The 21,451-nt window shown below is 71.0% G+C and carries 19 protein-coding genes and 1 pseudogene; 9 read left to right on the top strand and 11 right to left on the bottom strand.

The window, feature by feature from the left end:
- Window positions 1-480 precede the first annotated feature (480 nt).
- Both ACFY0P_RS46180 and ACFY0P_RS46175 read left to right on the top strand, forming a co-directional pair.
- Complete coding sequence (locus ACFY0P_RS46180) at window positions 481-1,815, top strand: UDP-N-acetylglucosamine--N-acetylglucosamine transferase (RefSeq protein WP_388928299.1); 1,335 nt, start codon at window positions 481-483, stop codon at window positions 1,813-1,815.
- Window positions 1,812-2,564 carry a polysaccharide deacetylase family protein gene (locus ACFY0P_RS46175; RefSeq protein ID WP_388928296.1) on the top strand — a complete coding sequence of 251 codons (753 nt, stop codon included), beginning with the start codon at window positions 1,812-1,814 and terminating at the stop codon, window positions 2,562-2,564. Before ACFY0P_RS46180 ends, ACFY0P_RS46175 begins: the two co-directional genes overlap by 4 nt.
- 43 nt (window positions 2,565-2,607) lie before the next feature.
- Here ACFY0P_RS46175 and ACFY0P_RS46170 read toward each other — a convergent pair whose 3' ends face one another.
- The 5 genes from ACFY0P_RS46170 to ACFY0P_RS46150 all read right to left on the bottom strand — a co-directional run bounded on the left by ACFY0P_RS46170 (window position 2,608) and on the right by ACFY0P_RS46150 (window position 10,996).
- Window positions 2,608-5,064 (bottom strand): transglycosylase domain-containing protein, encoded by a 2,457-nt coding sequence (locus ACFY0P_RS46170; RefSeq protein WP_388928293.1) that lies wholly within the window; start codon window positions 5,062-5,064, stop codon window positions 2,608-2,610.
- A 71-nt stretch (window positions 5,065-5,135) separates the two neighbouring features.
- On the bottom strand, window positions 5,136-6,455 hold the full coding sequence (locus ACFY0P_RS46165) for an MFS transporter (RefSeq protein ID WP_388928290.1): 1,320 nt from the start codon (window positions 6,453-6,455) through the stop codon (window positions 5,136-5,138).
- The gene (locus tag ACFY0P_RS46160; protein ID WP_388928287.1) at window positions 6,452-7,660 is read right to left on the bottom strand and encodes a type III PLP-dependent enzyme; all 1,209 of its coding nucleotides are present in this window, start codon (window positions 7,658-7,660) and stop codon (window positions 6,452-6,454) included. The genes ACFY0P_RS46165 and ACFY0P_RS46160 overlap by 4 nt, the downstream gene beginning before the upstream one ends.
- Window positions 7,657-9,366, bottom strand: coding sequence for an IucA/IucC family protein (locus ACFY0P_RS46155; protein WP_388928284.1), 1,710 nt, complete (start codon window positions 9,364-9,366; stop codon window positions 7,657-7,659). Before ACFY0P_RS46155 ends, ACFY0P_RS46160 begins: the two co-directional genes overlap by 4 nt.
- A 37-nt stretch (window positions 9,367-9,403) precedes the next feature.
- Entirely contained in the window at window positions 9,404-10,996 is a 1,593-nt protein-coding gene (locus tag ACFY0P_RS46150; RefSeq protein ID WP_388928281.1) for an IucA/IucC family protein, read from the bottom strand.
- A 409-nt stretch (window positions 10,997-11,405) separates the two neighbouring features.
- Here ACFY0P_RS46150 and ACFY0P_RS46145 point away from each other — a divergent pair, with 409 nt between their 5' ends.
- Together ACFY0P_RS46145 and ACFY0P_RS46140 are read left to right on the top strand one after the other, a co-directional pair.
- On the top strand, window positions 11,406-12,167 hold the full coding sequence (locus ACFY0P_RS46145) for a response regulator transcription factor (RefSeq protein WP_388928278.1): 762 nt from the start codon (window positions 11,406-11,408) through the stop codon (window positions 12,165-12,167).
- The gene (locus ACFY0P_RS46140) at window positions 12,164-13,627 is read left to right on the top strand and encodes a sensor histidine kinase (RefSeq protein WP_388928275.1); all 1,464 of its coding nucleotides are present in this window, start codon (window positions 12,164-12,166) and stop codon (window positions 13,625-13,627) included. Before ACFY0P_RS46145 ends, ACFY0P_RS46140 begins: the two co-directional genes overlap by 4 nt.
- Window positions 13,628-13,992: 365 nt before the next feature.
- On the opposite strand, the gene ACFY0P_RS46135 is transcribed toward ACFY0P_RS46140, so the two are convergent.
- Window positions 13,993-14,202 carry a hypothetical protein gene (locus ACFY0P_RS46135; RefSeq protein ID WP_388928273.1) on the bottom strand — a complete coding sequence of 70 codons (210 nt, stop codon included), beginning with the start codon at window positions 14,200-14,202 and terminating at the stop codon, window positions 13,993-13,995.
- 23 nt (window positions 14,203-14,225) lie between these two features.
- Window positions 14,226-14,349 (bottom strand): annotated as a pseudogene (locus ACFY0P_RS46130) (flavodoxin family protein); the annotation flags it as partial.
- Window positions 14,350-15,082: 733 nt separating this feature from the next.
- On the opposite strand from ACFY0P_RS46130, the gene ACFY0P_RS46125 reads away from it, so the two are divergent.
- The 3 genes from ACFY0P_RS46125 (at window position 15,083) to ACFY0P_RS46115 (ending at window position 16,264) form a co-directional block, all read left to right on the top strand.
- Window positions 15,083-15,610, top strand: a complete 528-nt coding sequence (locus ACFY0P_RS46125) for a hypothetical protein (RefSeq protein WP_388928270.1) — start codon at window positions 15,083-15,085, stop codon at window positions 15,608-15,610.
- Between the two features lie 88 nt (window positions 15,611-15,698).
- On the top strand, window positions 15,699-15,890 hold the full coding sequence (locus tag ACFY0P_RS46120; RefSeq protein WP_388928268.1) for a hypothetical protein: 192 nt from the start codon (window positions 15,699-15,701) through the stop codon (window positions 15,888-15,890).
- Window positions 15,891-15,937: 47 nt separating this feature from the next.
- Entirely contained in the window at window positions 15,938-16,264 is a 327-nt protein-coding gene (locus ACFY0P_RS46115) for a plasmid stabilization protein (protein WP_388928265.1), read from the top strand.
- A 178-nt stretch (window positions 16,265-16,442) separates the two neighbouring features.
- On the opposite strand, the gene ACFY0P_RS46110 is transcribed toward ACFY0P_RS46115, so the two are convergent.
- From ACFY0P_RS46110 to ACFY0P_RS46100, 3 genes are all read right to left on the bottom strand, one after another.
- Window positions 16,443-16,877: a GNAT family N-acetyltransferase gene (locus ACFY0P_RS46110; RefSeq protein ID WP_388928262.1), complete on the bottom strand. Its 435-nt coding sequence runs from the start codon at window positions 16,875-16,877 to the stop codon at window positions 16,443-16,445.
- A complete protein-coding gene (locus tag ACFY0P_RS46105; protein ID WP_388928259.1) occupies window positions 16,874-17,371 on the bottom strand; it encodes an aminoacyl-tRNA deacylase in 498 nt (165 codons plus the stop codon). The genes ACFY0P_RS46110 and ACFY0P_RS46105 overlap by 4 nt, the downstream gene beginning before the upstream one ends.
- 365 nt (window positions 17,372-17,736) lie before the next feature.
- A complete protein-coding gene (locus ACFY0P_RS46100; RefSeq protein WP_388928256.1) occupies window positions 17,737-18,675 on the bottom strand; it encodes a cupin domain-containing protein in 939 nt (312 codons plus the stop codon).
- Between the two features lie 111 nt (window positions 18,676-18,786).
- On the opposite strand from ACFY0P_RS46100, the gene ACFY0P_RS46095 reads away from it, so the two are divergent.
- On the top strand, window positions 18,787-19,635 hold the full coding sequence (locus tag ACFY0P_RS46095; protein ID WP_388928253.1) for an NmrA family NAD(P)-binding protein: 849 nt from the start codon (window positions 18,787-18,789) through the stop codon (window positions 19,633-19,635).
- Window positions 19,632-20,081, top strand: coding sequence for a nuclear transport factor 2 family protein (locus tag ACFY0P_RS46090; RefSeq protein ID WP_388928250.1), 450 nt, complete (start codon window positions 19,632-19,634; stop codon window positions 20,079-20,081). Before ACFY0P_RS46095 ends, ACFY0P_RS46090 begins: the two co-directional genes overlap by 4 nt.
- A gap of 1,051 nt (window positions 20,082-21,132) precedes the next feature.
- Here the strand turns inward: ACFY0P_RS46090 and ACFY0P_RS46085 are convergent.
- A partial coding sequence (locus ACFY0P_RS46085) for an ANTAR domain-containing protein (protein WP_388928247.1) occupies window positions 21,133-21,451 on the bottom strand: 319 nt, incomplete at its 5' end.

The raw sequence follows: 21,451 nt of genomic DNA, 5'->3' as shown, positions 1-21,451 counted from the left end.
ATCGGGCACGGACGACTCCGAGACGCCTGCCTCGAGTGCGTCACGATCCGCCTCGGCCGGGACGGAGGGCGCCCGGCGGGTCCGCAGCCACTCGATGACAGGAGGTAGCAACCCGACGGCGACGACAGCGCCGATGACAGGTGTCAGGTACGCCGTCCCGTGCCGCCCGCTCTCACCGAGCGCGTGATGAGACCTGACGCCATCGACGCCCCTCCCCTCGGCGAACCATCACAGCCTCTACATCTCGTAGTAATTTGACCGGCATCAGCGGGGATTCCGGAGCCCGAACCGCCTCCGCTCCCCCATCCCGCGGCGATCGCTCCCTAAGTTCTACATCATGTAGTAGCTTCCTTTCTCGACACCACAGCGGTCGAGTCGTGGCCCCGGCCGGTGCGCGGGCGCGACCTCGGCCTGCCCGCAGCGCCGTCCGGGCCGGGGCATGCCCGGCGTTCCCCGTAGCCCATCAGGAGGCGATCCACCGTGGTCCACCGTGACGACCTGGTGCCGGAGTCGGCGCCCTCGCAGTCCGCCGCACCGCCGCAGGGCGGTGCCGGGCGGATCGCGATCATCTCGGCCGGTGTCGGCGCGGGACACGACGGTGCGGCCACGGGGCTGGCCGAGCGGCTGACCGAGCACGGGTACCTGGTGGACCGGCACGACTTCCTCGACCTGCTGCCCACCGGTGCGGGCCGGCTCCTGTGCGGTACCTACCACCGCATGCTGACCTGGATGCCGGAGGGCTACCAGCGCCTGTACGCGGCCACCGACCGGGCCGGACGCCCGGGTGCGCTGTGGCGGGCCCTGTTCCGCGCGGCCGAGCAGCGCACCCTGCGGGCGCTCGCGCCCAACACCTGTGCGGTCGTCTCGACCTACCCCGGCGCCAGCCAGGTCCTCGGCGCGCTGCGCCGGCGCGGCAAGCTGACGGTGCCGGCGTTCACCTACCTCACCGACTTCTCCGTCCACACCCTCTGGGTCGCCCCCGGCATCGACGCCCACCTGGCCGTGCATCCGGTGCCGGCGGCCCAGGCCCACGTACAGGGCGCGGCCGCCGCCACGGTCGTCGGTCCGGTCACCGATGCACGCTTCACCCCGGCCACCGCCGGGCAACGGACCGCCGCCCGCGAGCGGTTCGCCCTGCCCGCGGACGCTCCCCTGGCCCTGCTGGTCGCCGGGTCGTGGGGCGTCGGACCGGTGCGGCGGGCCGCCGCCGAGATACGGGAGACCGGAGTCGCGGTGCCCGTGGTGGTGTGCGGCCGCAACCAGGCCCTCGCGGAGAAGTTGCGCGGGGACGGCATCGCGCACACTTTCGGCTGGGTGGACGACATGGCCGGGCTGATGCACGCCTGCGACGTCCTGGTGCAGAACGCGGGCGGCCTGACCTCGCTGGAGGCGTTCGCCGCCGGGCTGCCGGTGGGCAGCTACCGCTGCATACCCGGTCACGGCCAGACCAACGCGGCCGCCCTGGACGAGGCGGGCCTGGCGGCCTGGATCCGCGAACCGGCGGACCTCGGCCCGGTGCTGGCCGAGCTCCTCCACGGACCGCGCGGCCGGGCCCAGCGTGCGGCGGGACTCGACCTGCACCGCCTTGCCCCCGGACCGGTGACCGCCATCGCCGCCAGAACCGGGCCGCACCCCGCGCCGGACGCACAGCCCGTGGTGCGGCGCTTCGCCGGCCGACGCCGGATCGCCCTGACGGCCGTCACCGTGGCGGCCACGGCCTGCCTGGGCGTCGCCGCCCCCCTGGCCTACGCCTACAACGAGACACCCGCCCGCTTCACGGCCGTCGCCCACTACCTGGACGGAGACGCTCGATGACCCAGGCCCGTCTCGTCCGTGCCACGGCGCTCGCCTCGGCCGCGGCGGTGCCCACGCTCGCGGCACTGCACGCGGCACCCGTCATCTCCACGTTCGGGCCGCTGCGCAACGCGGCCATGCCCCGCCTGTCCGGCCGCGGCCGGCCGGATCACGTCGCGCTCACCTTCGACGACGGCCCCGACCACCTGTCCACCCCGCGCTTCCTCGACTTCCTCGACGCACGCGGGCTGCGGGTCACCTTCTTCCTGCTCGGCTCCATGCTGGCCCGCTCACCGGGGCTGGCCAAGGAGATGGCCGCGGCCGGGCACGAGATCGCCGTCCACGGCTGGCACCACCGCCCGCTGCTGCTCCGCGGTCCCCGTGCCGCCCACGACGACCTCGCCCGCGCCCGCGACACCGTGGCCGACGTCACCGGCAGACCCCCCGTGCTCTTCCGGCCGCCGTACGGGGTGATGAGCACCGCCGCCCATCTGGCCTGCCGGCGCCTCGGTATGACCCCCGTGCTGTGGACGTGCTGGGGCGAGGACTGGCGCAGGCGGGCCACCCCGCGGTCCGTCGAGCACACCGTCCTCAGGGACCTGCGCGGTGGCGGCACCATCCTGTTGCACGACTCCGACTGCACCTCCGCGACCGGCTCCTGGCGCACCACCCTCGCCGCGCTGCCGCGCATCCTCGACACCTGCCAGGAACGCGGCTGGCAGGTCGGCCCCCTGCGCGACCACGGCGTCCCCGGCCTGCCCCGCGGGTGAAGGCCCCCTGAGCCACACTCTCGGCCTCAGATGATGCGACGGCTCAGGGCCGCCCGCGGACGCCTGTCGGCGCCGGTGTGCTGCTCGTCGGCGTGGGTGTGGGCGAGGTGTTGCCGCCGGTCGTACCGCCGAGGAGGCCGCCGCCGTTACCGCCGGTGGTTCCTGCGGTGTCGGTCGGACTCGGGCTGACACAGTGCTTTCCGTGTCCGTGGCACGGTGCGGTGGTGGGGGTCGGGGCGGCCGGTGCGGTCGGGGTGGCCGTGGGGGTGCTCGGGGCCGCGGTGGCGGAGGGCGTGGGTGAAGGGGCGCCGTATTCGTCCGTGGACTGACCGAGCGCGGGTGCGGGCGGGAACTGCTGGACGGGTTGTCCCCGGAGGGCCGCGGTCATGTAGCCGGTCCACACCTCGGTGGGCATGTCGGCGCCGAAGACCTTGGCGTAGCCGCCGACGCCCTGCATCGACTGGAGGCCGGCGTTCTTCGGGTTCTCCTTGAACATGCTCACGGCCGTGGTCAGTTGTGGGGTGTAGCCGATGAACCAGGCGGACTTGTAGTCGTCGGTGGTACCGGTCTTGCCGGCCACCGGGCGGCCCAGGGCCTGGGCGTTGGTACCGGTGCCGTTCTTCACGACGTCTCGCAGGACGTCGGTGACGGTGTCGGCGGTCGAGGCGGGCATGGCCGTGGTGCCCTTGGGCTTGTCGAAGCCGGTCAGCTGCCGGCCGTCGGCGACGACCTTGGTCACCGAGTACGGCTCGTGCTGGACCCCGCCGTCGTCGAAGGTGGCGTACACGTCCGCCATCCGGATCGCCGACGGCGTGGAGGTGCCGATGTAGAAGCCCGGCGTGTCGTACTGCAGGCTCGTGCGCAGCAGCCCCGCCTTCAGGGCCTCGCGCTCCACGTTGTCGTAGCCGACGTACTCGCCGAGCTGGACGTAGGGCGTGTTGACCGACTGCTCCATCGCCTTGCGCAGGGTGATGTATCCCCACTTCGTGGACACGTCGTTGCGCTGGTGCAGGAGCCCCGTGGGGTCGTTCGCGTCCGGGAGCTCCTGGCCCTGCTGGTTCTTGATGGTGATGCCGTCGTCGCCGTCGAACTTCGAGGCCGGGGTGATCGGTGAGGCCGGCTGCCCCGGAGAGAGGACAGCGCCGTGGTCGAGGGCGGCGGCCAGGTCGACGGGCTTGAAGGTGGAGCCGACCGGCACGCCGGTCGCGTCCGCGTTGTCCGTCCAGTGCCCCTTGTTCCAGCCGGGCCCGCCGTACAGCGCCACGATCGCGCCGGTCGACGGATCGATCGACGCCGCGCCGACCTGGACGTCCTTGTCGGCCGCGCGGTGTCGCGGCTCAAGATGCTTCCGCTCCATCGCCGTGACGGACGCCGACAGGGCGCCGACCTTCTTCTTGTCGAAGGTGGTGTAGATCTGGTAGCCGCCATGGCCCAGCTGCTGGTCCGTGAGGGACGTGTGGGCCTCGACGTACTTCTCCGCGGCCTGCACCAGGTATCCGGTCTGCCCGGCCATGCCCGCCGACGGCGCGTACGGCTTGGGCGTGGGGAACCCCGCCGCGAGGTACTGCTGTTCCTGGGCGCCGGTGATCTTGTGGATCTTGGCCATCCGGTCCAGCACGTACGTCCAGCGCGCCTTGGCCTGGGCCTTGGCCTGCGGGTCGGTGTCGGCGTGCATCAGCAGGCTCGGCTCGTTGACCGTGGCGGCGATGAAGGCCCCCTGGCTGACGTTCAGCTGGAAGGCGTGCACGTGGTAGTAGGTACGGGCCGCGGCCTCGATGCCGTAGGCGTCCCGGCCGTAGTAGCAGGTGTTGAGGTAGCCCTGCAGTATCTGCTGCTTGGACAGCTGGCCGCCGATCTTCAGGGAGATCATGATCTCCCTCAGCTTGCGGGTGACCGACTGGTCCTGGCTGAGGTAGGTGTTCTTCACGAACTGCTGGGTGATGGTGGACCCCGACTGCACCTCACCTCCCGTGGCCATGTGGTAGATGGCGCGGAGCATGCCCTGTGTGTCGACGCCCGGGTCGGAGTAGAAGGTGGCGTTCTCCGCGGCGAGGAAGTCCCACTGCACCAGCTTCGGCACCTGGGCGAGGTCGACGTTCTGCCGGTTGGTCGCCCCCTGGGTGGTCATCACCGAGCCGTCCGACCAGTAGTAGGTGTTGCTCTGCGCCTGCGTACTGGGGTTCGCACTGGGAATGGTCGTCGTGGCGTAGGCGTAGCCGAACAGCCCCAGCAGGCCGCCGACGAACAGCAGGAAGGTGCCGGACACCAGCTTCCACGACGGCAGCCATCGGCGGAGGCCGCGTCTGCCCGTCCGCGGGTAGTCGATCAGGCGGCGCCGGCCGGAACGTCCGGCGTCCGTGTGTCGCGCGCGCTCCGCGCGGCGGGCGCGCCCGTTCCGGGACTGCGCAGCCCTGCGCGCCGCGGCCCGGCCACCGTGGTGCATGCCGTCGGAACCGGACGGTGTGGTCCGCCCCGACGATCGGCGCCGGTGTTCGCTCATTCTCGCTACTCCTCAGGTCAGCGCCCCGCCCCGACATCTCCTACATGTTGTAAGAGTAAGGCGTGCCCGCACTACGCATGCGGCCGCCCCCTGGCCAGAGGCGGCAGCGGGCCGCCTTCACAAGCCGCGACTCCGGTCTCGGCGCCTGCCGGCAGCGCTCCGACCCGTACGCGCCGCCGGTTTCGGTTCGCGAACAAGACGGAGAGCGCGAGCGCGGTGACGAGGGAGACGACGCCGCCCAGAACCAGGGTGAAGCGGGCTCCGAGAGCGTCGGACACCAGGCCGACCAGCGGTGCGCCGACGGGGGTGCCGCCGAGGAGCACAAGAAAGTACACGGACAGGACGCGGCCCCGCAACCGCGGGTCGGCATGGAGCTGGATGAGCGCGTTGGCAGTGGTGGTCACGGTCACCGCGGCACATCCGGTGACGAACAGCAGGACCAGGAACGAGCCATAACCCGGCATGAGGCCCTGCGCGACTTCCAGTGCGCCGAAGCCCATCGTGGCGGAGGTCAGGCGGCGGGCGGTGGGGGGCTTGCCGTGGTTGGCCCAGTGGATCGCGCCGAGGAGGCTGCCCAGAGCGTAGGCGGCGGAGAGGTAGCCGAAGGCGGCCGCGCCCGTGTGGAACACCGTGACGGCGACCAGTGAGACGGTGACCTGGAAGTTGAGGCCGAAGGTGCCGACGAAGGCGATGAGGCTGATCGGCAGGAGCAGTTCCGGGGTGGTGGCGATGTGGCGGAGTGCCTCGCGCGCTCGGGTGGGGCCCCGTCGCGCGCGGACAGGGGCGTCCGGCGTGTCGGTACGGATGCCGATCAGGCCGTAGAGGACGGCCAGGTACGAGGCGGTGTTCAGGAGGAACACCGGGCCGGTGCCGAAGGCTGCGACGGTCAGGCCGGCAAGGGCCGGGCCGATGGCGCGGGCCATGTTGAACTGGGCGGCGTTCAGGCTGACCGCGCCGGCCCTCTGCTCGTGGGAGACGAGTTCGCCGATGTAGGCGTTGCGGGCGGGACTGTCCACGGCGGTGGCCGTGCCGAGGGCGAAGGCCAGCGCGTAGAGGGACGGCAGGTTCACCGCTCCGGTGACCGTGAGCAGTCCCAGCAGGAGTGACTGGGCGGCCATCGCCGTCTGGGTCAGAAGCAGCGTCCGTCGCTTGGGATACCGGTCGGCGAGCACGCCTCCGGTGAGGCCGAGCAGGGTCTGCGGCAGGAACTGCAGCGCGGTCACGAGGCCGACCGCGCTGCCGCTGTTGCCGGTGGTGTGGAGGACGAGCAGGTCCTGGGCGGCGCGCTGCATCCACGTGCCGATGTTGGAGACCAGCTGTCCGAGCAGATAGCGCCGGAAGTTCGGTACGGCGAGTGCGTGCGCCGTCGGCAGGCGGAAGACGGCACTCATGACGTCTGACGGGCATACGTGTCGCCTGCGACGGGCGCGCCGGTGTCGTCGAGGTGGTGGAAGGTCGGATGGGGGTGCATGAGGAACGCGTGGTGGGAGATGTTCCACGCGTAGGCGCCGGCCATGGCGAAGGCGACGCGGTCGCCGACGCGCAGCCGTTCGATCATGATCCGGCTCGCCAGTACGTCCTTGGGCGTGCACAGCTGCCCGACCAGCGTCACCGGCTCGTCCCGGACCTCCGGACGGTTCCAGGGCCGCGGCCAGGTGTCGTCGGGGATCACCTCGAAGGGCTGGTCGTGCTGTTTCGCGGCCGGGGTGCGCAGGTGGTGGGTGCCGCCGCGCAGTACGGCGAACGCGTGCCCCCGGCTGAACTTGAGGTCCAGGACCTGGGTGACGTACCAGCCGCAGTACGCCGTGACCGAGCGGCCGGGCTCGATCCGCAGGGTGAGGTGGGGGTGGCGGGCGAGGATCCGGCGCAGTCCGGCGCCGAGAGCAGGCCAGTCGAACACCCTCGGCGGATGCGTGTAGTCGACGCCCATGCCGCCGCCCACGTTGACCTCACGCAGGTACACTTCGCGGTCGCGGGCCCAGCTCTCGGCCCAGGTGAGGACCTTGTCGACGAGCAGGAGATGGGGCTGGGCCTGGAGGCCGCTGGCCAGGTGGAAGTGGAGGCCCCGCAGCCGGACGCCCGGGACCGACTCCAGCACCTCCAGGCAGCGGTCCAGTTGTAGGGGGTCCATGCCGAACGGCCCGCCGCCCATGGCCAGGGCGACCCGGCCCACGTCGACGGGCAGGTTGACGCGGAGCAGGACGTCCACGGTCCGGTCGCCCAGCAGAGTGGCGAGCAGGCGGAGTTCGTGTTCGCTCTCGATGTGCAGGCGCTCGGCTCCCGCGTCCAGTGCGCGGCTGAGCTCCTGCTGCGTCTTGCCGGGGCCGCCGAAGGCGATCGGTGCGCCCGGGACGGTGGCGCGGACGTGGTCCAGTTCGCCGCCGGAGGCCACCTCGAAGCCGTGGACGTGTTCGGCGAGGGTGCGCAGGATCCGGGGGTCGGAGTTGGCCTTGGCCGCGTACAGCAGCTCGACGCGGTCCGGCAGTGCGGCCCGGATCGTGCGCACGTGTTCGCGCAGCTCGGGCAGGTCGTAGACGTAGGCGGGCAGATCGTCGTCGGGCAGTGCGGCGACGAGGTCGTACGTCTCGGGCCTCACCGGACCACCTCGCGGGGGAAGTCCGCGCCGAGCGGGCTGGGCAGGGGTACGTAGGTCGCGTGCCGGTCCGCCTTGCGCGACCAGCGCAGCAGGAGGTTGGCCTTGGCCGGCAGCGGTACGCCGGACAGCAGGGCCCGCAGACGCGGCGGTTCGGCGGCGGTGCGGGCGTAGCCGGCGAGGTGGTCGCGGACCAGGCCCCACAGGGCGGGTTCCAGGGCCGGGTCGAGGTCGGCCAGGGCGCTGAGCATGTCGGCGGTGTGGTTGACCAGGAGGCAGTACGCGACCCGGTTCCAGCCGTGTTCGGGATCGTAGGTGAGGGGACCGCGCACATCGTCAGGAAGCTCGGCGAGGGCCTGCCCGTGTCGGCCGGGCAGGAGCTTGGTGCCCTCCAGGTCGCGGAAGAACATCTGCGCGGGCGTGCCGTCGGCCTCGACGCCGACGACGACGTTCTGCAGGTGGGGTTCGAGCACGACGCCGTGTTCGAAGTAGGCGGCCAGGACCGGCGGCAGCAGCAGCCCGAGATACGCGTCCCACCAGGCCAGGATGGAGCCGTCGCCGCGGGCGAGCAGGTGGGAGACATGGGCGGCGCCGGTCGGGTACTCGTCCGCCACCGCGGCGGCGAGCAGGGGTGTGACCCCGGGACGCAGATGGCGGCGCAGGCCGGAGCGGACGATGACGCCGAGGCCCTCCAGGAGGGCGGTGTCGCCGGCAGTGTCGAGAGTGCGGTAGCCGGGCTCGGCCAGGAGCGCGCAGCCGGGGAAGCGGTCGGTGAGCCGGGCGAAGACGGGCTGCAGCAGCCGGTTGAGGGCGACGGCCCCGGACAGCTCGTAACTCGCGTGCTTGCGGACGCAGTTGGTGAGGCGGACGTTGAGGCTGAACTTCAGGAACGCGTCGGCTTCCGGGGCGTACAGCGTCCGCACCGAGGCGGTCGGCACCAGCTCCGGGCCGCCCGTGCCGCTGTCCACGACATCCCCGGCGGCAACCGCCTCGCGCAGCCGGTCGTGGTCCTCCAGCAGCCGGAACTGCCAGGGGTGCACGGGGAGTACGGCGAACTCCGGGCCGGCCACCGGGTGAAGCGCGTCCAGCGCGTGCGGCTCGCCCTCCTCCCGCACCAGGTGGCGGCGTACGGCCAGGTAGCGCAGGCGGAAGCGGGCGCCGGTCTCCGGGCCGTACGCCAGCCAGTCCGCCGGGGCGCCGGTACGGGCCTTGGGCGTGGGGTGGAAACGGTGGCCGAACACCAGGGACTGCTCCGAGGCCACGTAGGGGTCCGCGGCCGCCCGGGCGCCCGCCCGCTCCTCCAGTACGACGCGGATCGTCTCCCGGCTGTCCGCCACCTGCTCCAGGAACTCCTCGTTGGCCAGGCCCGTGCGCTGTTCCAGTTCCTCCTGGATGCAGCCGGCCAGCTCGCGCCAGTCCACGGTCACCCAGGAATCGCCGTCGAGCCGCTGCACCGAGCCCTCGAAGCGGTGCGCTCCGATCAACGAGGTCCGACGCAGCGCGGCACGCAGCAGCAGGCCCCGGCGGGGCAGTCGTAGCAGGAGGTGATCGTCGACGACCGTCACCTGGTGCTCGGGGGCGGACACCTCGCGGACCAGGCAGTTGAGCAGCGTGTGGGTCGTGACGAGGTCGGCCGTCCGCGACGGCTCCGCGGTCGGGGAGAGGACGGTGGTGGCGCCATCGGTGTGGGGGGCCGTGTCGGTGGTCATGTGGTCGCTCCAGTGGGACAGCGGGCGGTGTCAGAGGTCAGCGGCAGAGCGCCAGGGGGTTGGGCACGGACGTCCATTGCGCGGCGCCCGGGTTCTCGGACAGGCGCATGGCGATCGTCGCCTTCAGCGGCATCGTGTCGCCGAAGAACGCTTCCGCGTCCTCCTGGTCCGGCAGGTCGGCGAAGACGCGGCGTCCTGCCTCGGCGACCGTGCCCCACAGCGCCCGTGGCTCAGCCGCCCGGGTCCGGCCGAGGACGTCGACCAGTTCGCTGAAGACCCCGCTGACCAGGCCGCCGAAGAGCTTGGTGCGCAGCGCGCCGCTGTCGTCGCCTGCGCGGGTGCCGAGCAGCGGCGGCAGTGTGAAGCCGCACCGGGCCAGGCGGCGCGGGCTGACCCGTACGCCGTCCAGGTCCCGGTACAGCACCCGCACCGGCCGCCCGTTCCGCAGGACGACGAGGGTGTTCTGGCCATGTGCCTCCAGCGCCACCCCCATGGACAGCAGCGTCAGAGCCGGCGGCAGGACGAGGCCAGCGAGGTCCGCAAGCCAGCGCACCGGGTCCCCCGACACCACGGCGGCGCCGGTCGCGTGCACGGCCGTGAGCGGTACCGCGATCTCCCCGGCGTCGAGGTGGCACTCGGTCGATTCCCGGAGCATGGCCGTCAGGCTCGCGGAAGGCTGTCCGTCCACGCGCACCGAGCCACCGCCCAGCTCCCGCAGGACGCGCAGGCTGCCGCTGTGTCCGGCCTTGTCGAGGACGGCCGCGACCAGCTCGGACAGCGGGGGCCCGTCGGCGACCTCGGCCGCGGAGATGGTGCGCCGGTAGTTGGTGACCTGGACGTCGAGCGCGGTCTTGACGTGGCAGCCGGGCAGCGCGCCGAGCGGTGCGAGGGTACGCAGCGACAGCAGCGGGCGGGCCGCGATCGTCTCCTCCACGACGGCCAGGTCGCGGTGGTGCCGGAGCACGTGGTCCCGCTGCCAGGGGTGCACCGGCAGCAGGAACGCGTCGCCGTCCCGCAGGGCCCGCGGCCAGTCGCCGGCGCCCTGCCAGCGGTCGGCCGGGACCCGGACCAGGGCCAGTCGGACGACCGGGTGGTGTTCGGGCGCGTAGGCGAGCACCTCGGCGACGGACATGCCGGTGCGCGTCCGGCAGCAGGGGTGCTGCGGATGGCCGTCGACGACCGCCTGCTCGGCATCCGCCGAGTCGGCCGGGGCGACCTTCCGGCCCGCGTTCGCGGCCCTGGCGAGGGCCAGGTTGACGACGCTGTTGTCGAGTTCGGCCGCCAGTCGCTCCGCTGCGGGGGTGCGCAGGCCCAGCTGTCCCAGCAGCCGGGCCGGGTCGCTGATCGGCCCCTCCGGCCCCGACACGGCGAAGCCCTGCGGAACGTCGGCGAACGGCCGCGCGCCCGCCTCGGCCGCCGAGAGCGAACCGCCCCTTTGCAGCTCGACAACCAGAGATCCGGCCTCACGGCGACGCCTGGTCACACCGGGCAGGGGTTCTCGTCCGAAGGCGCCCCACAGGCGGGACAGCACGGTGGCGCGTGCTCCCGGGAGCGCGGTCGCGAAGGGCTCCACCAGGTCAGGGCGGATGCGGCGCAGGTCGTCGATGGGCATGCGGTCGTCAAAGGGCATGCGGTGTCCCTGGTTCTTGCGGTGGCGGGTGGTCCGGTGGTGCTCCGGTGGCACCGACCGCCCGGCCGACGCTACGGGAAGACGATCAAGGGAATTGCCAGAGCGAATACAGCGAGAGGGCGCGGACACCCTCGAAGCGGCGTTTCGCCCCGCGCGGTTCCGGCCGAACCAGCCGAGTACGACACCGGGGCCGGCGCACTGACCTTGGATCAGATTCCGACTGCCATCTGGGAGAGCGGATGTCGGCGTCCGACGTCTTAACTCTCTGCTTACGCCACGCTGGCCAGTTCCTTGATGTCGTCAAGAAGCCGCGCCCTGGCGAATGAGCCGGCCGTGGAAGATCACTGGCTCGGGGGAGCTTGCGGCGTTTGCGCCACGCGCCGTGGCCGGTGTCTGTGAGCCTTTCGGCATGCGTGTCTTGCTGATCGAGGACGACGACCGGGTGGCCGGGCCGCTGGCGGAGGGGTTGCGCCGTTTCGGGTTCACCGTGGAACACGCCAGAACGGGGGCCGAGGGCCTTGCCGCGCCAGAGGTGGCGATGGTGCTGCTGGACCTGGGGCTGCCGGACATGGACGGCATCGACGTGTGCCGGACGCTGAGATCCCGCTCGTCCGTACCGATCATCATGATCACGGCCAGGGACGACGAGGTGGACCGTGTCCTCGGGCTCGAACTGGGTGCGGACGACTACGTCTCCAAGCCGTTCGGCGTACGGGAACTCGTCGCCCGGATCCGTGCCGTCACCCGCCGCGCCCGCCCGGCGGTTCCGGACCCCCAGTGCGGATCTTCGAAGCCCTCGGACGGCCTCGGTCACCCCGGGACACCCGACATCCAGCGGATCGGCCCTCTGACCATCGACTGTCGCACCCGGCAGGTACGCCTGCACCAGACGTCCATCGCCCTCGCGCCCAAGGAGTTCGACCTGCTCACGTGCCTCGCCGAGGACCCCGGCGCCGTCTGCTCCCGCCGGCAGATCCTCGACGCGGTCTGGGAACCCAACTTCTTCGGCCCCACCAAGACCCTGGACGTCCACATCGCCGCGCTACGCCGCAAACTCGGCGACGCCTCCTGGATCGAGAACATCCGCGGAATCGGCTTCCGCCTCGTCCCCCCGGCACATCCCGACGCCCCGTCCGCCGCGGTGCAGACGCGCGGCGGAGAGATCCGGTGACCCGTCGCCTCCTGCTCAGCCACCTGAGCCTGATACTGCTCGTCCTGCTCGCCCTCGAAGTGCCCTTCGGCGTCTTCTACGGCCGCAGCGAGCTGGCCCGGTTCTCCCGCACGGCGGAGCAAGGGGCGATGACGCTCGCCGAGGTCTGCGAGGACAAGATGGAGCACGGACTGACAGCCGACCTGCCCGGCCTCGCCCTCGCGTACGGGCGGCGGACCGGCGGCACCGTGCTCGTCGCCGACCGGCGGGGCATCGTCCTCACCGACACCGCTGCCCATACCGTGGTCGGCAAGGACCTGTCCGCCGAGCCGGACATCTCCGCGGCACTGCACGGTCGCCCCACCGTCGGCACGCGCAGGGACACGCCCGCGGACAGTGAATTCCTCTTCGTCACCGTGCCGGGCGGGTCCAACCCGGCCGTCGCCTGTGTGGTGCGAACGGTGTACGCGCTGGGCCCGCTCGAGGCCAGGGTGCGCACCACCTGGCTGGTCCTCGCCGCCGTGGGTCTCGGAGTCCTCGCCGCCGCCTCCCTGATCGGGTTCGCTCTCGCGCGCTCGATCACCCGCCCCGTGCAGGCCCTGGAACGCGCCACCGCGCAACTCGCCGAAGGGCGGATCACCGATCCCCCGGCCGCCGACCACGGGCCACCGGAACTGCGCAGGCTCGCCGCGTCGTTCACCCGGACCGCGACCCGGCTTCAGCACCTGCTCCAGGCTCAGCAGGCGTTCGCCTCCGACGTGTCACACCAGTTGAAGACACCCCTGACCTCCCTACGCCTGCGTCTGGAGAACTTCGAGCCGCATCTCTCCCCCTGCGCCCAGGACAGCCTCGACAAGGCGCTCGGGGAGCTGGAGCGGCTCAGCCGCATGGTGCAGGGGCTGCTCGCTCTCGCACGGCTGGAGAACACGGAGATCCGGGCAGAAGCCGCCGATCTCAATGCCGTCGTCTCCGACCGCGCGGACATCTGGACGGCCTTCGCCGCCGAACAGCAGGTCGACCTCATCGTCAGTGGGAGCACGTCGGTTCCGGTGCTGGCAGTCCCCGGCGCACTGGAACAGATCATCGACAACCTGCTCTCCAACGCGCTCCGTGTGTCCGCACCGGGAACCTCCGTCACGCTGGCCGTCATCACCACCCCCGCAGAAGGCACCCGCACCCCGCCCATGACCGAGCTGCATGTGATCGACCAGGGCCCCGGTATGACCGAGACCGAACGGCACAGGGCCTTCGACCGCTTCTGGCGAGCTCCCCACGCCGACCACGACGGCACCGGCCTCGGTCTGCCGTTGGTCCGGCACCTGACCCGCGCAGGCAGGGGCGAGGTCACCCTGGAGGCAGCCCCCGGCGGCGGACTCGACGCGGTCGTCCGTCTCCGGCACGCCGAATGCCGCGAGCAGCAGGATCGCCTCCTCACCACCGCGGACGTCGACACCGCGGCCCGATCCACACCCGCGCGGTAAGCCGCGGGTGGGCCTGTCCGTCGATTGCGCGCCGCGAGCGTCACTCGTGCGGGCCGTATGCCCGGCGGCGCTGTCAGCGGATTCCTCGGCGTCCGTTCCGAGAACCTTGACGCTGCTTCGACGTGACCTGGCAAGACAGGGTGAGCGTGGAACGAGGGCACGCGGTCGTGCAGTTCCGCCTTCCAGCAGTCATCAGTACAGCGCGCATGAGGGGAGTACGGCACCATCCCACGAACCAAAATCGGGCCTGCCCTTTCCTGAACAGCTCCGGCGGTCGCTGACCTGGGACCGCAGCAAGGAGCTCTCCCAGCACGGCCGCTTCCAGGAGCGGGCCGTCGCGCGGGAGGCGGATACGGCGGGGGCGGTCAAGCGTTCTCGGCACGGAGCACCACCAGCTCCTCGGTCGTGAAGTCGGCGTTGTCGGTGACCAGGCCGCGTTCGCGCAGCCAGCCGAGCCGGGAGCGCAGGACGTGGCCGAAGGGGAGCTGCGCCCGGTCGACGATTTCCGCGCGCATCCCCGTTTCCCGGAGGCGGTCCAGCGTCTCCTCGACGCCGCTGAGGTGCGACTGCACCATCAGCAGCCGTCCGTCCGTGCCGGCGTCCCAGGCCCGGTCCAGGTAGTCGGGGCCCGGTCCGGGACCGAGGTGCCAGTAAGTCCACGCCTGGCCGGGGATCGTGTAACCGATGTCCGCGAGCGCGCCGGATATCTCACTGATGACGTGGTCAGGCGGGCGGCGACCTGCGAGGCCAGTTCCTCCGTATTGGAGGGCTCAGGGGATTTCTTGAGCGGGCAGTTGATGACCAGGGCTTTCACGGGATTGCTCCACAGGGGTGTCGGGGATGCGGATGTGCCGGACGCCGTCGGCGGCGCCCCACGGGGTACCCCTGGGCAGCTGCCGTAACGAAGGAGCAGCCTTGGGCGGGTGTCAGGGGGACTGGACCTCGCGTTGCTCCAAGGGCCGCACGGCCGGGCCCTGCAGGATGCTGCCGTCGGGGCGAAGCGGGAGCGGTGGCAGGGGCATTCCCATGCCTGTTCCGCGGGGTTGAAGGCGACGAGGCAGCCGAGGTAGTGCAGCGGGCCGCGACGGCGTAGGAGCCGGCCGCTGTCGTCCCGGTGGACGGCGCACTGGTGTCCGCCGACCCGGATGACGGCTCCGTCTCCGGGGGTGAGGTCCTCGGGTGCGGGTGCTGTCACCGGTGGGAGCCGGTCGCCCTGCAGTCGTTTTCGCCTTGCCCTCGGTTCCCTCGTCGCGCAGGGCATGTCTTCGTCGGCGGTCTGGTCCTGCTGTGGCCGGGTGCGCCCCTGTGCCGGTTCCACGCCCCCGAAGCCGGCGGCCCGGGCCGGATCGTGCAGAGATTCGGCGAGGAGATTCACCGTGGCTTGGGCCGGCGCGCTCGGTCCGGGTACTCGTGCAAAGCCGCCACACACGGATGGAGAGAAGCGAGGCACGAGCCATGACGACGCCGATGCCGGGCACCCGGCCGCAGACCCGTCGGATCCGCACGGACCTGCTCGGGATCTACCTCAACGACCATCTGGCAGGTTCCACGGTCGGAGCCGGACGCTCCCAGTTCACAGCCCGATCCCATCGGAATCCGCCCTACGCGGAACCACTGCGGCACCTGGCGGGCGAGATCGCCGAGGACCGCGCGAGCCTGCTGCGCATCATGCGGAGCCTGGGCGTGCCGAAGCGCCACTACAAGGTCGCGGCATCCGGCGCGGCCGAGCGAATGGGGCGCCTCAAGACCAACGGGCGCCTCTTGCGGCGTTCACCTCTGACGCTGGTGATCGAACTTGAGTTCCTCCGGCTGGGAGTGCAGGGCAAGGAACTCGGCTGGCGCACGCTGCGCACCCTGGCCGAGGCGGACGACCGTCTCGACGACCAGGAGCTCGACGGACTGATCGCACGGGCCGAGCGGCAGCTGAGCACGCTGGAGGAGCTGCGCGTCAGGGCGGTCCAGGACGTCCTGCTCACCGGTTGACGCCGAGCGGGAAGCGGCGGATCGGACGACAGCTTCAGGGAACTCGAAACGTTGACCTCATCCCGAAACGATGGGGAAAGGACCGAACATGTCCAACCCTCAGCAGCCCCAGCAGCGTCGCAGTCGTAAGGGCGGTGCCACGCCGCGGGACAGCGGCGAGCTCAAGGCACGTCACGTCGAGGAGACGGGCGAGGGCCACGCTCACGGCACGGACAAGGGAAACAGGGGCGGTGGAGAAAGCGGCGGTGTGCCGCCGGACCAGCGGCCCGAGCACCCTTGAGCCGCCGGGAACGCCTGATCACCTGAGAGACAACGAGGAGGAGCGTCATGCCTGCCGGATCGAGTTCCAAGCGGGAACGGCAGTACGAACACATCAAGAAGAGCGCCCAGGACCGCGGCGAGTCCGCCGGACGGGCCAAGGAGATCGCCTCGCGGACGGTCAACAAGGAGCGGGCGAGGTCGGGCGAGTCGAAAACCGCGAGCAAGTCATCCACGCGTGATCCGAAGTCCGCGTCCCAGCGCGGCGGGCAGCGCTCGCACAGCGGCGCGCAGGGGCCGACCAAGGACCAGCTGTACGAGGAGGCCAAGAAGCGCAACATCGACGGCCGCTCCTCGATGACCAAGCAGCAGTTGCAGAACGCTCTCGGCCGTTGAAGGGGTGAGGCGGATACGGCCCGAGGTGGACCGGATCACGCGGCCCTGGGACGAGCGCACCCCTTACGGCCGCGGCGGAGCCTGGCCGGTGCGCGTCGACTCGTATCTCGAATCGTTTACCCCGTGGATCTGCATGGTCTCCCCGTCGCGCCCGGCCGATTGGTCGACGGATACCCGGTCATGTTGTGGACCATCTGAGATGGACGGCGGTCTCGTGGAACCCCAGAGCGCGATAGAAGCCGGCCGCTCTGCGGGTCGGCACGGTCACCTCGACATCCTTCACCTCCCGGGCCTTCGCCTGTACGGCCCTGATCAGCGCGGAACCCGTACCGCGGCCCCGCACGGGCTCGGCCACGGTGAGTTCGAGCACTTCGAGGATCGTTCCGCCCGCGAACAGGGTGGGCATGCGCAGCGCGAGCAGGTACCCGACCACGCACGAGTCCTCCTCGGCGACCAGGAACTCGGCGCCGCCGACCGAGGCTGCCTCGATGATCCGGGGGAACGTGGCGCCGTCGAAGACCTCTCGGTCGGCCCGGTAGCTCCTCACGAACCCGCTCAGCAGACGGAAGATGTCGTCGGCGTCCGCGGGCGTGGCGTCGCGGACAGTCGTCATGCCTGCCCGTCCGGCGGGAAGCCGACGATCGAAGCCGTAGCGGCCCCCGGGACAGCGGCCACGAGCTCCGCCGCCTCGATCTCGATGCTGCTGTCGCGCCGGCCGCTGCCGCAGTGCACACGTCCCAGGCCGCCGACCGTCTCGTCGAACACCACCAGCGCAGCCCGGTCCGCGGACACGGGGCACACCCCGCCCGGCTGCATCCCCGCCCGCGCCAGCCGCCCGGCATCGGCGGGAGACAGCTCACCTCGGCGGATCCCGGCCGCGCGGGCGAGGGCGCCGTAGCGCAGCCGGGCATGGCCCGGCAGCGCCGCCAGGACGAGGCGGTCCGCGGGGGTGACGAATGCGAGGGTCTTGACAGTTCGCTCCAGCGGAACGCCCAACGCGGCGCAAACCTCCACCGGGCTGGTCACGTGAGCGTGCTCGTGCAGCCGGAAGGACACGCCGAGCGAAGCGAGGATCTCCGGTGGCCCCATGGGTGCGAGACCATTCACACCGGTGAGATTACCCTGCGCGATACGGGAGTTGATCGCCTTTTACGGAGCAGAAGCCGGCCACGCCGCTCCACCGGGATCCACCCGCGGTTGAAATCGCAACCAAGTGCGGGGGCGAACAGAGGCAGCCATTCAGGGTTCGGCAGCGATCTCATGAAAGCCGAGGTCAGGGCTGTGCCAGCTTTCACTGGATCGCTGACAGAAGCCTCGGATACGAGCTCGCGGCGATCGACCTGCTCAGTGGCGAGCCGTCCCGGCACCACCAGAACCTCCGCGCAGATCGAGCCGTTGATCGGCAGCCAGGACATGGGGCACGGAGTCCAGGAGGCGCGCTGGATGAGATGTTGAACCGGGCATGGTGTTGATCAAGATCCGTGGTGCGTGGTGAGCAGTCGAGTCTGCGCGGTCGCTCGTTCTCGCTGTCGCCAGGTGCCGGGCGGTTCTCCGTGGTGGCGGCGGAAGGCGGCGGCGAACGCGAAGGGGGAACCGTAGCCGACGGCGTCGGCGATCTGGGGCAGGGTGAGATCGTCGGCGCGCAGGTGGTCGCGGGCGATGGTCATCCGCCATTCGGTCAGGTACTGCATCGGGGCCTGACCAAGTGCCTCCCTGAACACCCGCGCGAAGGCGGCCCGGGACAGGCCGCTGATCTCGGCGAGCTCGGGGACCGTCCACGGGTGGGCGGCGTTGTCGTGGATGGCTTGCAGCGCGGGGCCCAGCCGTGGGTCCGCGGCAGCCCGGTACCAGCGTGGTGCGGTCGTGCTGCGGCGGAAGTCGGTGCGGATGGCCAGGACGAGGAGCAGGTCCAGGAGGCGGTCCAGGACGATCTGCTGGGCGAGTTCGTTGCGGACCAGTTCGCGGGACAGCAAGGTGATCACGTCCCGCAAGGGGTCGTCGTCGGCCGCTGAGAGGGTCATGACCTGGGGCAGCGCGTCCAGGAGCCCGCTGCCGACGTCGCCGGAGAACTGGTAGGCGCCGCACAGGAACACCGTGGCCCGCGGGTTGTCCCCGGGGTGCGACTGGGCGTGCCGTGCCCGGAACTCCTCCGGCTCCAGGCAGGCGGCGCCCGGCTCATGCCCGATGTAGTGGTCCGGTCCGCCGCGAACCAGCGTGACGCTTCCCGGGATGAGCTCCACGGTGCTGCCGGGGGTGTCCAGCCAGAGGTAGCCGCGACCGCGGACGACCGTGTGCACCGACAGCTGTATCGAACCGCCCAACCGGAGGCCCCACGGTGGTTCGGCGACCGTCCGCGCGAACACCGCGCCGGTGGCGCGTGCCCGCACCAGGTGGTCAGTCAGCAGATCCATGCGATCAGCTTGACCAGCACGAGCATCCAAGGTCAAGGCGTGAGAGCCTCACATAAAAGATCGAGCGAATCACACATGGATTATCTCGATCCGCGCTTCGAGCATGGAGCCATGAAAAACGAAGCACCCACCGCGCTCATCCTTGGCGGCACCGGCCGGTCCGGTTCACTGCTGGCCGGCGCACTCGCCCAGCGAGGAATCAACCCCCGTACCGCAGCGCGTAGCGGAGCGGACGTCCGCTTCGACTGGGACGACCAGGCCACCCACCAGCCCGCCCTGGACGGCATTGACCGCCTCTATCTGGTGACACCCACCGCGCGCATCGGCTACGCCGGTCAGGTCAGGGCCTTCCTGGACCTCGCCCAGGCGGCCGGCGTGGGCCATGTCACCTACCTGAGCGTGTACAACGCCGATCAGGCGCCGACGGAGGTCGACATCGCGGCCGTCGAAGCCGATCTGGCGTCCCGGCCGGGCATCACGCACTCGGTCCTGCGCACGTCGTGGGTGATGCAGAACTTCGCCGACGACCACCTCCCCCTCATCGACGGAGTGATGACGGTCCCGAGCGCCGGCGGCCGGGAAGCGTTCGTCGACGCGGCCGACATCGCGGCGGTCGCGGCCCAGACGCTGCTGAACCCCGAGGCCCACGCCGGCGCCGTCTACTCACTCACCGGCCCGCAGGCCCTCACCTTCCAGGAGGTCGCGGACATCATCGCCGCCGTGAGCGGCCGTCCCGTCGCCTACCACGACCTCGACCAGGAGATGTGGATTGCCGGTGCGCTCGCCGCGGGCGTCCCCGCCGACTACGCGGTGATGTTGCGCTGGCTCACCGGCACCATCATGGCCGGCAACGGTGCCACGCCCACCGGTGACGTCGAGAAAGTCACCGGCCGTCCGGCGACCAGCTTCCGCGCGTTCGCCGAGCGCAGCGCCCACGCCTGGACCTCGGAGGCGATGTGAGCAAGACCGTTGACGACAACGCTTCCTTCGGGGCGAACAGCCCGTTCTTCCGCATCATCAAGGAGGGGCTGGACGGCCTGGTCGACGGGGAGGACTACTACGACCTGCTGGCCGAGGACGTGGTCTTCGAGTACGTGATCACCGTGCCGGGCTACCCCCGCCGGGTCGAGGGACGCCAGGGGATCATCGACCTGTACAGCGACTACGGCGACTACGTCACGCTGCGCAGTGCGGACAATCTCCGCGTTCACCGGGACCCCGAGACCTCGGTGGTCGTCCTGGAGTATGAAGTCCACGGCACTTCGGCAGTGACGGGACGGCCTTACGACAACCGCTTCGTCTCCGTCGTGACCGTCAAAGACCGCAAGGTGACGCACTGGCGCGACTACCTGGACCCCATCGCCGTATTCGACGCACAAGGATGGCCGCAGGACCCCCGCTCGTAACGCCGGCGCACCCGCCGAGACCGGTATCAGTCGGGCGATTGGCTTCCTCGCCAGGGCGCTCAATGGCTGAGCCCGTCGCACGCCCGCGTCTTCTGTAAACCGACGCGGGCGTGATGACTGCCCAGAAGCCTCCTGCCGGCGAGCAGCAGGCCTGACGATCTCCATATGGCTGGCTTGGGCCCACTGGTGATCAGTCAACGAAGAGGAACGAAGAGCGAGACCGGGGATCTTCACTTCACGAAGCCTCATCGCCGGTAGGCGGCATGTTCGTGACTTACACACTCTCCTCGAACCGCACGGCGGCGTGGGACGCGGCAGCCTGCCGTTCGCCGAGCGTGCTGCAGGCGCTCAGGCAGACAGCACACCAGCGCGACAAGGAAGCCTCCACTCACAACGGTCGGGGCTGCCCGGACATGCTGAGGGGGGTGATGGTGTCGCGGAGGGCAGCCGCGCCGGGGCGCCGGGGGGACATAGAGCTATCGGGCTTTGCCTCGCTCTGTCGACAGGGAGCCCCCCGTGGTCGGGGAGGCGTCCACCCACCGTACGGGCGGCACGGTGGTTGTACGGCCGGCCTGATGAACCGGCCGGTCAACCAAGGAACACGAAGGCTGCCCTCCGGAATGCGGACCGGCTCACCTGGAGAGAAGCTGAGTCCATGGTCCAGGGTTCCGCGATCGTGGAGGCGCCCGGTGGATGTGGGGGCCGCCGCGTGCATCTCGACGACCAGTGCCTGGGCACGGCGTACTCCTTGCACGAGTTGACGCAGTTGCTGCGGCTCGCCGGGCTCGGATGCCGGGATGAGGTGGACGTGGCCGAGTCGGGCCTCATCGAATGGCATGGCGGGGGTCCGGAGGTCTGGCCGCGTCAGGGGGGCGGCTTGAACTGCTGGGACGTGCCGGGCGAGCCCGCCCCACTGGTGATGAGGGGCACGAGGTCGGCCTGACGGGGGTCGGCCCCCATGGGCTGGTCCAGGCGGCACAGCGGCCAAGAGCGGGCCCGGCCCAGGCTTCTCTGGTTCAGCCGAAGTGCCGGAGGAGCCGCTCGCCCGGGGTCACGACGGTGTGCCCTCTTCACAGACCAGGCGGGCGACCTCGCGGAGCTTGATGTTGTTCGCCTGTGAGTAGCGGCGCAGCACGTCGAAGGCCTCCTTCTCGGTGAGGCGGTGGCTGCCCATGATGATGCCCATGGCCTCGCCGATGGTGTGGCGGGTGGCGAGGGCCCGTTCCAGCTGGGCGTGGGTGCGGGCGGCGGAGAAGGCGACCGCCGCATGGGAGCCCAGCAGCCACCCGGCCAGCTCACTGGCCGCGCTGAACACGCCGGGCTCGCGGGAGTAGAGGTTCAGCGCGCCGAGGTCCTCCTCTTCGGTGAAC

Source organism: Streptomyces sp. NPDC001714 (assembly GCF_042892755.1).
GTDB lineage: Bacteria > Actinomycetota > Actinomycetes > Streptomycetales > Streptomycetaceae > Streptomyces.
This window is presented reverse-complemented; position numbering and strand designations above follow the sequence as displayed.

Coding starts and splice junctions, on each gene's coding strand:
- ACFY0P_RS46100 (WP_388928256.1), bottom strand. CDS start 18,675: ATGGATCTGCTGACTGACCACCTGGTGCGGGCACGCGCCACCGGCGCG.
- ACFY0P_RS46170 (WP_388928293.1), bottom strand. CDS start 5,064: ATGAGCGAACACCGGCGCCGATCGTCGGGGCGGACCACACCGTCCGGT.
- ACFY0P_RS46150 (WP_388928281.1), bottom strand. CDS start 10,996: ATGCCCTTTGACGACCGCATGCCCATCGACGACCTGCGCCGCATCCGC.
- ACFY0P_RS46110 (WP_388928262.1), bottom strand. CDS start 16,877: ATGACGACTGTCCGCGACGCCACGCCCGCGGACGCCGACGACATCTTC.
- ACFY0P_RS46120 (WP_388928268.1), top strand. CDS start 15,699: ATGTCCAACCCTCAGCAGCCCCAGCAGCGTCGCAGTCGTAAGGGCGGT.
- ACFY0P_RS46145 (WP_388928278.1), top strand. CDS start 11,406: ATGCGTGTCTTGCTGATCGAGGACGACGACCGGGTGGCCGGGCCGCTG.
- ACFY0P_RS46095 (WP_388928253.1), top strand. CDS start 18,787: ATGAAAAACGAAGCACCCACCGCGCTCATCCTTGGCGGCACCGGCCGG.
- ACFY0P_RS46135 (WP_388928273.1), bottom strand. CDS start 14,202: ATGGTGCAGTCGCACCTCAGCGGCGTCGAGGAGACGCTGGACCGCCTC.
- ACFY0P_RS46155 (WP_388928284.1), bottom strand. CDS start 9,366: ATGACCACCGACACGGCCCCCCACACCGATGGCGCCACCACCGTCCTC.
- ACFY0P_RS46165 (WP_388928290.1), bottom strand. CDS start 6,455: ATGAGTGCCGTCTTCCGCCTGCCGACGGCGCACGCACTCGCCGTACCG.
- ACFY0P_RS46115 (WP_388928265.1), top strand. CDS start 15,938: ATGCCTGCCGGATCGAGTTCCAAGCGGGAACGGCAGTACGAACACATC.
- ACFY0P_RS46175 (WP_388928296.1), top strand. CDS start 1,812: ATGACCCAGGCCCGTCTCGTCCGTGCCACGGCGCTCGCCTCGGCCGCG.
- ACFY0P_RS46125 (WP_388928270.1), top strand. CDS start 15,083: ATGACGACGCCGATGCCGGGCACCCGGCCGCAGACCCGTCGGATCCGC.